The sequence below is a fragment of the Staphylococcus sp. HMSC065D05 genome, from assembly GCF_001813195.1.
GTDB classification, from domain to species: Bacteria; Bacillota; Bacilli; order Staphylococcales; family Staphylococcaceae; genus Staphylococcus; species Staphylococcus epidermidis.
Genome location: NZ_KV811730.1, coordinates 135,664 through 150,086 on the forward strand (window position 1 = coordinate 135,664; position 14,423 = coordinate 150,086).

A 14,423-nucleotide genomic window follows, 5' to 3' on the forward strand; every position below is an offset into this window, starting at 1 on the left:
ATGAAAATACTTGCAATTACATCATGTCCAAATGGAATTGCTCATACATATATGGCTCAAGAAAAATTAGAACAAGCAGCAAAAGATATGGGCGTTGATATTAAGGTTGAAACTCAAGGAGGCGTCGGAGCAGAAAATGTGCTCACTTCTAAAGAAATCAAAGAAGCTGATGGAATCATCATTGCTGCCGATAGACAGGTAGATTTATCAAGATTTAATGGTAAACCTCTCATCAATGAAAGTGTACGTGAAGGTATTCATAGACCCAAGGAATTAATACAGCGTGTGATTGACCAAGATGCACAAATTTACCATGATCAAAATATTTCTACAAATATGTCTAGAGATCAGGAAGAATCTCATAAAAGTAATATTCAAATGGTGTATCAGCATTTAATGAATGGTGTATCCTTCATGGTGCCATTTATCGTCGTTGGCGGTTTACTCATAGCTATTGCCTTAACTCTTGGAGGACACACCACTCCAAAAGGATTAGTTATCCCCGAAGATTCATTTTGGAAATCTATTGAAAATATTGGTAGTTTATCGTTTAAATTTATGGTTCCCATCCTTGCAGGTTATATCGCGGTGAGTATTGCTGATAAACCTGGTCTTGTTCCAGGTATGATTGGTGGTGCCATTGCTGCAGATGGTAGTTTATATGGAAGTGAAGCAGGAGCCGGTTTCCTTGGTGGTATCGTCGCAGGTTTCTTAGCGGGCTATATTGCAAAATGGATTAAACAGATTAAAGTTCCTAAAGCTATGGCCCCTATTATGCCTATCATCATTATACCTATTCTATCTTCATTAATAGTTGGTCTCATTTTTATATTTGTAATAGGCGCACCAATTTCGAATATTTTTGGTGCATTAACATCATGGTTAAAAGGAATGCAAGGGGCTAACATCATTATTCTTGCTCTTATTATTGGCGCGATGATTGCTTTTGATATGGGAGGTCCAGTTAACAAAGTAGCATTCTTATTCGGTTCTGCATTAATTGCTGAAGGCAACTACACTGTGATGGGAATGGTTGCTGTTGCAGTATGTACACCACCGATTGGTTTAGGTTTAGCAACGTTTGTTCGTAAACACCAATTTAATAAAGCAGAACAAGAAATGGGTAAGGCATCATTTACGATGGGATTATTTGGTATCACTGAGGGAGCAATCCCTTTTGCTGCACAAGATCCTCTAAGAATCATTCCAGCTAATATGATTGGCGCGATGTTCGCTTCAGTGATAGCGGCCATTGGTGGTGTCGGTGATAAAGTTGCTCACGGAGGTCCTATTGTCGCTGTACTAGGTGGAATCAGTAATATTTTATGGTTCTTTGTAGCTGTTATTGTCGGAAGTCTAGCAACCATGTTGACAGTCTTGTTATTTAAACGTCACACCCCTGCTACAGCAAAAAGCAGTAGTGGAAATGATACTTCTGTTGGAACTGACAATGTATTTTCTGATGATCAATCTACTAATCACACTACACAATCCTCACATCATATGGTGTTCGATAAATCACTCATTGAAATTACCAAGGAACCAATGACAAGAGATCAAGCGATTGATAGATTACTTACAAAGTTATGCCATCGTCATTACATTACGAATATAGAAGAGGTAAGAACCGCAATCCTTAAACGAGAGGCTGAGTCAACAACTGCTATCGGAATGAACGTTGCAATACCACATGCTAAATCTTATGCAGTTAAACGTCCTATCGTCGCTGTATTAAATCATAAAGCAGGTGTAGAGTGGGAAAGTCTAGATGAATCAAATCCTCAGCTCATTTTCCTTATAGCAGTTCCCAATGACAATAACGATACACATTTAAAACTGCTACAACGTTTATCACGAACACTCATGAAAGATAATACGCGTGATGAGTTAATTCATGCTCAAAGTCGTGATGAAATATTTAATATTTTAAAAGAGATATAAAGGAGCGTATGACAAATGGTACTTTTTCTTCAACCCGTATTTCAAGAACGTTTATGGGGTGGCACCAATCTCACTCAATTTGGTTACGATATTCCGAATAATTCTACGGGTGAATGCTGGGCAATTTCCGCACATAAAAACGGTCCCAACACAATTCTTAACGGAAAACATAAGGGGAAATCTTTAAAACAAGTTTGGGACGAGGATAAAGCACTTTTCGGAAATGACTCACGTAAAGATTTTCCACTCCTCACTAAAATTCTAGATGCACATGATCGTTTGTCAGTACAAGTACATCCTGATGATGAATATGCACTTAAACATGAAGGCGAATACGGTAAAACTGAATGTTGGTATATTTTAGACGCTCAACCTGGTGCTGAAATTATCTATGGTGTTAATGCTACAAGTAAAAATGAACTTGAACATATGATTGATCATCATGAATTCGACTATTTATTTAAACATGTACCTGTTAAGCCGGGTGACTTCTTTTATGTACCAGCCGGTACAGTTCATGCTATTGGTTCCGGAATACTCATTTTGGAAACCCAACAATCCTCAGATACAACATATCGTATATACGATTATGACCGAAAAGATAAAAATGGTCATACGCGTGAATTACATTTAAACCAAAGTAAAGATGTTATTGATATCACTACAACTGAACCTAATACAACACCTAAGACTGAAATGATAAATGGCAATCAATACACTCAATTTGTTGCTAATCATTTCTTTACGGTTGAAGAATGGTCTATCAAAGACATATTAGATTTTCAAAAACCACACACTTATTGCTTAGTGTCAATGATTAACGGCCACGGGCAAGTTTCAATCAATAACGAAGTATATAAAATCGATAAGGGTGATCATTTTATTTTAACTTCTGAAGATCAATATATTAACTTTGTTGGTAATATGGATATAATAGTCAGTTTTAGTAAAGATGAGGCATCTTAAATAAACGTGTTGCATCAATTTTTAATTTAAATCAATTGAATAAAACATCATGTTACTTGAACTGACTTAATCATAGATTTTTCTTTCATATAAGAGAAGCATCGATAATTACAACTGTGCCTGTTTCTATAGCAATAAAATCTGTCACTGTTAAACTTAGGATAAACAAAAACGGTTATCCACCTTCTGTTAAGGTGAATAACCGTTTTTTAACTTATCTTTCTAAGATAAGAACAATACAACATGTTTTCCTGTAAGTATCATTTTAAATCATACTGTTCTAACATTAATTAAGTAAAATCGTTGATCTTTATTCAGTTACTTTACTTTCGTCAGCTTTTTCAGCAATTTTACGGATAATAGGGTCAGTCACAGGTTTCAAGCAATAACCTACAACCATGAATCCGATTCCGAATAAACCTAAAATGATCACTTTCGTAATCAGTATCTCTGGAACTATACCTCCAACTGTTTCACGTAATGCGTCGATAGAATACGTGAATGGTAAATATGGAGATATCGCTTGGAAGAATTCTGGCGTTGTTTGAATTGGGAATGTACCTCCTCCACCAGCAATTTGTAACACAAGTAAGATAATAGCAACAGCCTTACCAGGGTTACCTAACAATGATACAGATGTGTAAATAATCGAATTAAATACGAGAGAACTAAACACGGCAATAGAGACAAATAATATCGGTGATTCTATCGATGCTTTAAGGATAACTAAATCACCGATAGATACTATTAATGCCTGTATGATACCTAATAAGAAAAAGAAACCAGATTTACCAAGATACACTTGTCTCTTCGTCATAATAGGTTGTAAGTGTTCATGTTTGTTATCTACAGATAATAAGCTGACCATTAATAATCCTCCAACCCAAATAGACAATGCAGTATAGAACGGCGTCATACCAGAACCATAGTCTTTTACTGGGAACACATCTGTCGTTTTTTTATTAATAGGGTTAGCAACAATATCTGCCTGTTTCTTCAAATCATTTTTCAATGTATCTATTAGCTTATCTACAGCATCATCTTTATCTAACTTTTTGAAGATTTTATTTGCTTTTTTCAAGTCTTTCTCAACATCTGGCAATTTATTTTCTGAGAAATCGGCAAGCGAAGCAAGTGCTTCTTTTGCTTGAGGCTGTTTCTCGTTTAATAAATCTACAGCATTATCATAACGACTAAATAAAGATGGTATTTTTTGGTTTACAGACTGTGTTACATTAGCTAATTCTCTCTCTAATCCAGGCAAGTCATTACGTACAAAGTCTGCAGCTTTCGCGACATCTTTTTTAGCTGTTGGGAAGTAAGCTTGTGCAGTTCGCATTGCATTTATATATGCGTTTTCGATTGCTGGCAATGCAGTTTGAATCGTATCAATTCTCTTTTTACCGCTATTTAAAATATCTTGACCAGCGTTAATCACTCGGTTAATAGTATTTAATTTAGATTGGATTGTCGATAATGTATTTTGACCTTTATTAAGTTGATCAGTAATCTCATTAGAAACAGCTAGTAAATTACGATTAAGTTCTTTTTTAATGTAATTTCGTAATGTATCTAACCTTTTATTTAAGTTAGGTAAGTCACGTAATACATTGACTGCTTCTAATTGTCCGGAGCTACCATTTGACAATGCATCTATTAATTGATTAGTACTTTTTAAATTATCATTAATGCTATTGTTTGCTTCTTTCACTTGCTTAATTTCATTAGATAGATCAACATGTTCACTTTTTTCCAACTCTGACAAGATATCTATAAATTGTTGATTATACTTAGATGCGTTTTCTAAGCGTGATTTTATATTTTTTAATGGTTCTTTAAACTCTGATGGTTTATCTGAAGCGATAACACCATATGCTATATTTTTTAATGACTTAATGTCTTGTTGGGTAGCTTGTGCTTGTTGATCTGTTTGATTAGATAATGATAATAAAGCTTCTGTTAAAGCTGTATTCATTGATTTTACATCACTGTTAGATAAAATGTTATCACCATAAACGGGTTGATTCTCACCTGATTGACTCACAGGTACTGTTTTAATGCTTGAATGACTCTTCCCTTCCGAATGCGATGATTTTATAGCGCTTTGGGGTGTAGTTGATGTTTGATTTCTTAGATTTTGATTTGCTTGGTTGTTCACATCTTGAGCGCGGCCAGCTGCTTCTTGATAGTCTCCCACTCTCGCTTTAGCTTGAGTCAAATAACCTTTTGCATCATTTAACTGACCACTCGCTGCATCAATACCTTCACTTGCAATATCGACACCCCTATTAATTCTAGGAAATTGTGCTGGAACATCATTAGCAGCAACATTTAAAATTCTTTCAATATTAGGCATGTAGCTATCAAGTGCAAGTATCAATTTAGCCCTTTCATTAAGCGCCGGAATAGACGAATTAACAGCATTAAGTTTTTCTTGAGCGTCTAATACATTCCCTTTATACTTTCCTAAACTTCTAAATTGATTAGCATAAGCATCCAAATCGTCTTGATGTTTATTTAGTTCAATAATCTTGTCTGCAAATTGATTAATTTTAGGCAATGAATTATTAGCTTGATATACAGCACTCTTAATTTTATTGATTGTAGGTACATTATCTTCAATTGATAGTCCGACTTTATTAGCTTCAGAAAGTAAAGCGGTTGCTACGGTTTTGTTAAATTGTTTATTTGCTTTATCAATCACAAACGACGATCCCGTATCGGTTAACTTAGCTGCTACAGCATTAATCTTCTGATTTACTTTAAAATCTATATCCGCCTTTTGAGGATGTTTTCTTAAAGTACCAGTGATTTCATGTGTGAATTTCTTCGGTATATAAATACCTGCATAATATTTTCCCATCTTAATTTCATGGTCGGCTTTTTCTCTACTCACAAATTGCCAGTCAAAACTATCATTCTTTTTTAAAGTTTTGACCATTTTATTTCCTACATTAATATTCTTACCACGAACTTTTTCACCTTGGTCTTCATTCACTACGGCAACTTTGATATGTCCTGTATGACCATACGGATCCCACATAGCCCAGAGGTTAAACCATGCATAGAATGAAGGAAGAATTGCTAAACCAGCTAAGATGACCCATACACCTGGTGTTTTAGCAACTCTTTTTAAATCCGTGATAAAAAGTTTTAGTGCGTTTTTCATTTTCACACTCCTAATTATCATTATTCTTTTTTATTGTAATACATTTCCGTACAGATGATTACTTAAATGTGCATATTTTTTTGCTTACGTAAAGATGATACACATATTATATTAAAATTTGATTAAATGGATTTATTTTTCTAATGTTGATTAGTATAATATTTGTATTAAGGCGTAATTCATTTTTGTTGATGCTTGTCAACTTTATAAACCATAAGATAAATTATATCAAATTCTCATTTGTTATGACAATAACTAAAAATAATTTTTAAGGGAGCACACATAAGATGAAGAAAAATAAATTTTTAGTATATTTACTATCGACGGCGCTTATCACGCCAACCTTCGCTACACAAACAGCTTTTGCTGAAGATTCATCTAATAAAAATACAAATTCAGATAAAATGGAACAACATCAATCACAAAAAGAAACATCAAAACAATCTGAAAAAGATGAATTTAACAACGATGATTCTAAACACGATTCTGATGATAAAAAAAGCACTTCTGACAGCAAGGACAAAGACTCTAATAAACCATTATCAGCTGACTCAACACATCGTAACTATAAAATGAAAGATGATAATTTAGTTGATCAACTTTATGATAATTTTAAGTCTCAGTCAGTAGATTTTTCTAAATACTGGGAACCGAATAAATACGAAGACAGTTTTAGTTTAACGTCACTCATACAAAATTTATTTGATTTTGATTCTGATATAACAGATTACGAACAGCCACAAAAGACAAGCCATTCTTCTAATGACGAAAAAGATCAAGTAGACCAAGCAGATCAGGCAAAACAACCATCACAACATCAAGAACAATCACAGTCGTCTGCTAAACAAGATCAAGAATCATCAAACGATGAAAAAGAAAAGACAACTAACCATCAAGCCGATTCTGACGTCAGTGATTTACTTGGAGAAATGGATAAAGAAGATCAAGAAGGCGAAAACGTAGATACAAACAAAAATCAATCTTCTTCTGAGCAACAACAAACTCAAGCGAATGATGATAGCTCAGAACGTAACAAGAAATATTCTAGTATTACAGATTCAGCATTAGACTCTATATTAGATGAATATAGTCAGGACGCTAAGAAAACAGAAAAAGATTACAATAAGAGCAAGAATACAAGTCACACTAAAACATCTCAAAGTGATAATGCCGACAAGAATCCACAATTACCAACAGATGATGAATTAAAACATCAATCAAAACCTGCACAATCATTTGAGGATGACATTAAACGCTCAAATACACGTTCAACAAGTCTTTTCCAACAACTACCTGAATTAGACAATGGTGACTTATCTTCTGATTCATTTAATGTTGTTGACAGTCAAGACACACGTGATTTCATTCAATCAATTGCTAAAGATGCGCATCAGATTGGAAAAGACCAAGATATATATGCATCAGTTATGATTGCTCAAGCTATTTTAGAATCTGACTCTGGAAAAAGTTCACTTGCACAATCACCAAATCATAACTTGTTTGGAATCAAAGGTGACTACAAAGGACAATCTGTAACTTTTAATACTTTAGAAGCTGATAGCAGTAATCATATGTTCAGTATCCAAGCAGGTTTCCGTAAATACCCAAGTACTAAACAATCTCTTGAAGATTATGCAGATTTAATCAAACATGGTATCGATGGTAATCCGTCAATTTATAAACCAACTTGGAAGAGTGAAGCTCTATCATATAAAGATGCTACTTCACATCTGTCACGCTCATACGCCACAGATCCTAATTATTCTAAAAAATTAAATAGTATTATTAAACATTATCATTTAACATCTTTTGACAAAGAAAAAATGCCTAACATGAAGAAATACAACAAATCAATAGGTACGGATGTCTCTGGTAATGACTTCAAACCATTTACTGAAACTTCCGGTACATCACCTTACCCACATGGCCAATGTACTTGGTATGTGTACCACCGTATGAATCAATTTGATGCATCCATTTCTGGTGACTTAGGTGATGCTCATAATTGGAATAATCGTGCTGAAAGTGAAGGCTATACGGTAACGCACACACCTAAAAATCATACTGCAGTTGTGTTTGAAGCTGGACAATTAGGTGCTGATACACAGTATGGTCATGTTGCTTTCGTTGAAAAAGTTAATGACGACGGTTCAATTGTTATTTCTGAATCAAATGTTAAAGGATTAGGTGTCATTTCATTCAGAACTATTGATGCAGAAGATGCTCAAGATTTAGATTACATTAAAGGTAAATAGTAAAAATTTAAAATTATTTGAGGTACCATCCACAAAATAATAGCACAAAGATGTATTCAAATTTATAATACATCTTTGTGCTTATTTATATTCAATAACTATATTAGAGTAACTTTACATTGAAAAGTCCATTTTTATAATTTACTCAAGTGATTTCTAAAAGTATATTATTCATTATATATAACAATCATTATTGCATGTCAAAAAAGAGTAGGACAGAATTGATTTTAAATTCTTAGTCCTACTCTTTTATACTGACTCTTGTTATAAACTTTGAGTAAGCGTTGCACCACCTCAATCACTAACTGTGAAATAGTTTAACTACACATAAGATTGATGATGCCTATTACTATATATAATTTTTAAATTAATTTTGGTGTTTTTTTCTACGCGCCATAAAGATGAGCGCTCCACCTAATGACATGAGTACAACAGCCACTGGTATCCAATGTTGTTTGATGACTTCACCTGTCGCTGGTAATGAGATATTACCATCGTCGTCAAATAGATCACTTAAAAGGCCACCTTTATTATCTAAAGATAATCCATTCTCCGGTGCCGAATGATCTAATTTATCAAGAATAGATCCTCTTGAGTGAAGTTTATCAAGTAAACTTGGTCTATCAAATATTGAATTAGAATCACCGACACCTTTGTTAATACGATCTAACAAGGATGGTCTATTCTTTATAGGATCTAAAATATATTCTAAATCTTTCTTAGCTTGTTTTGCTCGTTTTTCTATATCTAATAAATCATTTGCCTTGCCTTCAATCGCAGAGTGAATGAGATCCATGATATCTGATTTGTCCTTTTGTACACGCGCAATAACATCAGCGATAATTTTAGCTTTGTCTTTATTGATACGGGTTTGTAATATTGTTTCAATCGCTTGTCTTTTGTCTTTAGCATCATTAATCACACCATTCAATATATCATCAGCTGTAGCTGTTCCTTGACTATTGAAATGACGTTTTAATTGTTCTACGATTTGAGAATTCGACAAGTTTTGGCTTAACAATTTTTTAGCAATACGATCTGCTTCATCATTACCAAGTCGTGTCGTCAACAATTGTTTAATTAAACTTTCTTTATCTTTAGATTGATCTAACATTGATTTTAAAATATCATCACTAGAAGTTAATGCAAGACCATCAATTTGCTTGGCAATTTGATTAGCAATATCTTCATTACTTCGGCCATTTGTTTTAATACGTTTCATTATGTCTTCTACTTCATTTTTGCTGAAAACACTATTTAAGATATCTTCGGTTGCTTGTTTTTTATTACTAGCACCATTGAGTTGATCTATAATAATATTTCTTTGTCGGTCAATACTTTGCTTAGTCTTATCAATTTCTTGTTTAAGCGCTTGTTTCTTATCATCAGATAAAGTGTTATTATCCTCTACTTTTGTATCTAGTGATCTTAAATTCATTAATTTATTATTTATATAATTAGAATCTAGTGATTGATTGTCAGATTGTACCTTAGCAAGTGCTTTTTCAATCTTATCACTACCTTGTAGTGAACGTGTAATTGCTTGTATATCTTGTTTTTCATCTGTGACATGTTGATCTTTTGAATCCCTAATTTGATCAGTATCTGATGCTATACGTTCTAATGTTGAGCGACGACCATCATTACTTTTATCGTCTTTACTATCACTATCGGATTGATTTGTTGTCGTACTAGATTCTTCTTTGTTATTTTCGTTTTTATTAGATGGTGATGCTTGCTGATCGCTTTGTTCAGAAAGCTTATTATTAGAGTCAGACTTAAAATCTTGTTGGATTTTATCTAATTTATCAATAACCGACTCTTCAGAATCATCAGTAGTTGCATTGCGTGTACTAGCATTTGTATCGTGTACTTTATTATTTGAATCATCTTTTTCATCGGTTGTTGAGTCACTAGGTTTAGAAGCACTATTTTCACCTTGTTGACGGTTATCAACATTTTTAGCAATTGAATCTAAATCCGACAGTATTTTATCTAAGTCTTTAGTCATATCATCATTATCTTTTTCAGATGTATCGTCATCTTCAGTTTTTGATGATGTGGCACTAGAGTCTGTCGATTTTAAATGATTATTTTTATCTTTTGCATCATTTATAATACGGTCAATACTTGATTGATTATCGACTTTATCTAAACGTTCTTCAAAACTTTTGATATCTGCGTCAGAAAGTTCTTTCAAATCTTTAATATCATCTTTAGCTTGTTGGATTTTGTCAGCGATGGAGTTACTATTAGAAGTATTTTCAACATTTGATGATGTACTTTCTGAATCTGCAAAAGCATCTTTTGTGAAGCCATAACCAACCAGCGAACCACTAAGTAACAACGCAGAACATGACAGCTTGAGGTAGACACCAATTTTATCTGTTCTCTTCATTTACACATACTCCTTTAATAAAGTTACCTGTATTATTCTTTAAATAGATTTATATGATTTAATCAAAAATATACATATCACATTATAATACATAATTTCATAGATTTGTAGATAATGAACCTAAAATAACAAATTTAAAAAACAAATTTCTTGTAATTATTAGTAATTTGGTATTACACTTCTTTACACACTTAATTATTTAATTAATATATTAAGTTAAGTGTAATTCAAAAACAAGGAGTTTTTATAATGGCAAATTCTATTTACTCAACTACAATGATTTCAAATGGTGGACGTGATGGTCGCGTTTTTAGTCCAGATAATACATTTGTTCAAAACCTTGCAACACCTAAGGAAATGGGTGGTCAAGGAGGCAACGATACTAATCCTGAACAATTATTTGCTGCTGGATATAGTGCATGCTTTAATAGCGCGCTATCATTAATCTTATCTCAAAATAAAATAAGTGATGCCAACCCAGAAGTTGAAATCACTATTGAATTACTTAAAGATGATACTGACAATGGTTTTAAACTTGGCGCAGATATTAAAGTCACACTTGAAAATATGTCCCAACAAGATGCTGAGAAATTTGTGGAGCAAGCACATCAATTCTGTCCATACTCAAAAGCGACACGTGGTAACATTGACGTTCAGTTAGATGTTACAGCGCAATAAAACTTGTAATCGTACAACTAATTCTTAGCAAATGTTTCTATACAAGATTAAAGAGTAGAATAATGAATTCAAATTGAATTCTGTTCTACTCTTTTTATATACTTTCATACTTCCACAGTCTCTGTTTTTCATTTCCAATCTCTCATTCAATTTACTTTTCATAAACAAAATATCTTTTTTTAAATAAATTTCATACTTTTTAAAAAATTTCACTTTAAAATAACTATAAAAAGGTTAAAATGGGAATAGTATAAGTAAGTAGATTTTTTCTTCATAAAATGTAAAGTTGCTCATCACCGAAGGAGGACTATTTATGTTTACCATATCAATCATCGCTATGATTATTGGTGTTGTGCTTATTGTTTTAAGTCAAATTATCTATCATTCAAAACCGATAGATGCTAAGGAAAAAATGTTTATACCCGGTGTATGCCTTTTTTTAGTAGGACTCTTAAGTTTAATCGGTCACTTTGTTAATGGCTACGTATGATCTTTTTTCAAAGCTGTAAAACATACCAACATCTCTATAACAAAACATAGTATTTAAAAATTTTGTAATTATTAAAAGAGCCTAGGACATCAATGTCCTAGGCATATTTAGCTATTGGCTTTTGTCAGTTAAATTTAAAATACTCTTTTTCAAGTTTTTAAATTTCTAGTTCTCATTAATGAATCTGAACGACGAATTTAATATGAATATGATTTCATTCTTTTTGATGTATCATGATTCTTTATTAGTGTTGTCAAAATTTCGACCTTCAAGTCCAGCCAATTCTTCTTTCGACGCTGCAGGTGCTTTCATTTCAAATATTTCATCGACAACCGTGTAATCATAATAACCGAGACGTGCTATAGGTCTGATTGACTTAATGTCTAATTTTCCGTTGTCCATAATTACTTTATCGTCAATATGCACTTGTGCTACACGACCGATGACTATATCCACAGTTGAAACAGGGTCTCCAGTGGGAATTCTTACTGTTTGAACGTATTCACATTCAAAATGAACAGGTGATTCCTTTACTCTACTTCCAGGAGCTTCGATACACGATTCTTTCGTCACACCAGCAAAATCAAATTCATCATCTTCTGGAGGTAATGCTTTGGATGATAAATTCACTGCTTCACGCAAATCATATGTTGCCATATTCCATACAAACCAACCAGTTTCTTCCGCATTTTTAACTGTATCTTTTCTTTCATGATCGCCAAGCACTGACTGATTAGCCGCAAACATTACCATTGGGGGATCCCATGTAAGATTTTGATATTGACTGTACGGCGCCAAGTTATCTTTACCTTTTTTAGATACTGTAGAAATCCAACCTATAGGTCTAGGTACGGTGCTACTTTTGAACGGATCATGTGGCAATCCATGACTTTTAACACCTTGTTTTGGTGAATAATTCATTTTATATCCACTCCTATCGTTAATCGTTCTATCAACTTAAGGTTACATAACTTGACTTAGCATTGTCTAATATTTATCAATCATTTCAATATAGTTAAAAGTTAAAAATAATATTTATAACTTTTAACAACCAATATTGCTTTTATCATTTGAAGCTATTTTCAAGAACGTTGGTCACCTGGCATAAATATTGATACAACTAAAGCAATCAGTCCGACAATAGCAATCATTAAAAACTGTAAGAAAAAGTTAGACAGTTCGCCTACAAATAACATTAAAATAGGTGCAATCGCTGTTCCTAAGAATAATACAAATGTATTAACAGATAAAAAGAAACCTTGATTGTTTTTAACAACTACACCTACTTTTGAAATAACAGTAGGAATCGCAAATGCGATGCCTGCAACAAACAACACACTAAATGTTGTAATAAGTATAATATTCGTAGTCACACCCATGAGTATGATCGACACAATACATGTTGTTAATGCGATAGTTATCAAGCGCTTCATACCTATACGACTGCTTAAACGCCCTGCAAATAGAGATAATAGCATGCCTATCACACCGAACAATTTCATCATTGAGGACACAGACATGTCTCCCCCAACTTGGTGTGATGTGACATATTCATTTAAAATATCATACATACTTATAAACATAATCAATAATGTTAGTGAAATAAATAAACAATAGAAAACTTTAAGATTGTCTTTGAAATCTTTAAAGTTATTGAAAAACTTAAAGAGTTGTATATCAGGATTTTTATGTGGACTCTCAGGTACATTTTTATAAATAACTAATACGAGAATTAAATATAGGATTGTTAAAATAAAATATACCCACTGCCAATTCAAATAACTTACCACTAATTCACTCATATTTTGCCCTAACACACCTGATAACATAAAACTTGTACTGATAAAACTAATTGCTGTTACACGTTTCACACGTGGATAAGTTTCAGTTGTATAAGTCATGACTACAGGAGAAAATGATGCAGCAAATACGCCTTGTAGTGCTCTTAATATTAATAACACTGTAAATGAATGAACAATACCTATCATCAGACAGATGATAACTAATGCACTCATACCTACTAAAATAGTTTTAATTCTGCCATACTTTTCAGAAATCGTTCCATAAAATAGACAACTGATTGAATATGTTAATGAGAATAAAACACCGTTTAAAGTTGCTATAGATTCAGGAACATGAAAGTCTTCTGCGAAAGTTGCTGTAAGAGGTAGAGCCGTATATAAACTTGCCATTACAATGATACCTGAAATAAACATGATTGTCGTAATGAGATTATAGTTTTTACTTTCTTCCATCGATTTCCATACTCCTTTCTAAATTTTAATCAATACGATTATTATGACAGGTTGTTTCAAATACCTAAAGAGATATTTAAATTGACGAAAAATTAAAACATTATAAATACACTTGTATACATTTAATTTCTTTATAGACACATGAGAGCTGAAAAATTGACATACAGATTACTTCAATTTAAGATTACCATTACCTTTTATTATCTATATTTCACAAACCTATGATTAAATCGTTAGTATATTACAACATTTCTGTTAAATTGTGCATTTA

Annotated in this window: 9 protein-coding genes; 5 read left to right on the forward strand and 4 right to left on the reverse strand. The window is 32.8% G+C overall.

Translation table 11 applies throughout. The features are described from left to right. Together HMPREF2897_RS02275 and manA are read left to right on the forward strand one after the other, a co-directional pair. Positions 1-1,941, forward strand: coding sequence for a fructose-specific PTS transporter subunit EIIC (locus HMPREF2897_RS02275; RefSeq protein ID WP_070592585.1), 1,941 nt, complete (start codon positions 1-3; stop codon positions 1,939-1,941). Between the two features lie 15 nt (positions 1,942-1,956). Further along, positions 1,957-2,907, forward strand: coding sequence for a mannose-6-phosphate isomerase, class I (gene manA / locus HMPREF2897_RS02280; RefSeq protein ID WP_002476080.1), 951 nt, complete (start codon positions 1,957-1,959; stop codon positions 2,905-2,907). Positions 2,908-3,217: 310 nt separating this feature from the next. On the opposite strand, the gene HMPREF2897_RS02285 is transcribed toward manA, so the two are convergent. Continuing rightward, complete coding sequence (locus HMPREF2897_RS02285; protein WP_002456326.1) at positions 3,218-6,076, reverse strand: YhgE/Pip domain-containing protein; 2,859 nt, start codon at positions 6,074-6,076, stop codon at positions 3,218-3,220. 287 nt (positions 6,077-6,363) lie between these two features. On the opposite strand from HMPREF2897_RS02285, the gene HMPREF2897_RS02290 reads away from it, so the two are divergent. Next, positions 6,364-8,331 carry an amidase domain-containing protein gene (locus tag HMPREF2897_RS02290; RefSeq protein ID WP_001831881.1) on the forward strand — a complete coding sequence of 656 codons (1,968 nt, stop codon included), beginning with the start codon at positions 6,364-6,366 and terminating at the stop codon, positions 8,329-8,331. A gap of 367 nt (positions 8,332-8,698) precedes the next feature. Here the strand turns inward: HMPREF2897_RS02290 and HMPREF2897_RS02295 are convergent, their stop codons facing one another. Continuing rightward, positions 8,699-10,729 (reverse strand): LPXTG cell wall anchor domain-containing protein, encoded by a 2,031-nt coding sequence (locus HMPREF2897_RS02295; RefSeq protein WP_001831890.1) that lies wholly within the window; start codon positions 10,727-10,729, stop codon positions 8,699-8,701. Positions 10,730-10,978: 249 nt separating this feature from the next. Between HMPREF2897_RS02295 and HMPREF2897_RS02300 the strand changes: the two genes are divergently transcribed. Together HMPREF2897_RS02300 and HMPREF2897_RS02305 are read left to right on the forward strand one after the other, a co-directional pair. Next, complete coding sequence (locus HMPREF2897_RS02300; protein ID WP_001831844.1) at positions 10,979-11,407, forward strand: organic hydroperoxide resistance protein; 429 nt, start codon at positions 10,979-10,981, stop codon at positions 11,405-11,407. Positions 11,408-11,720: 313 nt separating this feature from the next. Next, positions 11,721-11,897 carry a hypothetical protein gene (locus tag HMPREF2897_RS02305; protein ID WP_001831885.1) on the forward strand — a complete coding sequence of 59 codons (177 nt, stop codon included), beginning with the start codon at positions 11,721-11,723 and terminating at the stop codon, positions 11,895-11,897. 231 nt (positions 11,898-12,128) lie between these two features. Here the strand turns inward: HMPREF2897_RS02305 and HMPREF2897_RS02310 are convergent, their stop codons facing one another. Next, positions 12,129-12,818, reverse strand: a complete 690-nt coding sequence (locus HMPREF2897_RS02310; protein WP_002446943.1) for a flavin reductase family protein — start codon at positions 12,816-12,818, stop codon at positions 12,129-12,131. A gap of 161 nt (positions 12,819-12,979) precedes the next feature. Then, positions 12,980-14,152: an MFS transporter gene (locus tag HMPREF2897_RS02315; protein WP_002446942.1), complete on the reverse strand. Its 1,173-nt coding sequence runs from the start codon at positions 14,150-14,152 to the stop codon at positions 12,980-12,982. Positions 14,153-14,423 lie beyond the last annotated feature (271 nt).

What these genes read in the sequence shown, in the direction of transcription:
- HMPREF2897_RS02290 (WP_001831881.1), top strand. Translation starts at nt 6,364, where the DNA reads ATGAAGAAAAATAAATTTTTAGTATATTTACTATCGACGGCGCTTATC.
- HMPREF2897_RS02300 (WP_001831844.1), top strand. Translation starts at nt 10,979, where the DNA reads ATGGCAAATTCTATTTACTCAACTACAATGATTTCAAATGGTGGACGT.
- HMPREF2897_RS02310 (WP_002446943.1), bottom strand. Translation starts at nt 12,818, where the DNA reads ATGAATTATTCACCAAAACAAGGTGTTAAAAGTCATGGATTGCCACAT.
- HMPREF2897_RS02275 (WP_070592585.1), top strand. Translation starts at nt 1, where the DNA reads ATGAAAATACTTGCAATTACATCATGTCCAAATGGAATTGCTCATACA.
- HMPREF2897_RS02305 (WP_001831885.1), top strand. Translation starts at nt 11,721, where the DNA reads ATGTTTACCATATCAATCATCGCTATGATTATTGGTGTTGTGCTTATT.
- manA (WP_002476080.1), top strand. Translation starts at nt 1,957, where the DNA reads ATGGTACTTTTTCTTCAACCCGTATTTCAAGAACGTTTATGGGGTGGC.
- HMPREF2897_RS02295 (WP_001831890.1), bottom strand. Translation starts at nt 10,729, where the DNA reads ATGAAGAGAACAGATAAAATTGGTGTCTACCTCAAGCTGTCATGTTCT.
- HMPREF2897_RS02285 (WP_002456326.1), bottom strand. Translation starts at nt 6,076, where the DNA reads ATGAAAAACGCACTAAAACTTTTTATCACGGATTTAAAAAGAGTTGCT.
- HMPREF2897_RS02315 (WP_002446942.1), bottom strand. Translation starts at nt 14,152, where the DNA reads ATGGAAGAAAGTAAAAACTATAATCTCATTACGACAATCATGTTTATT.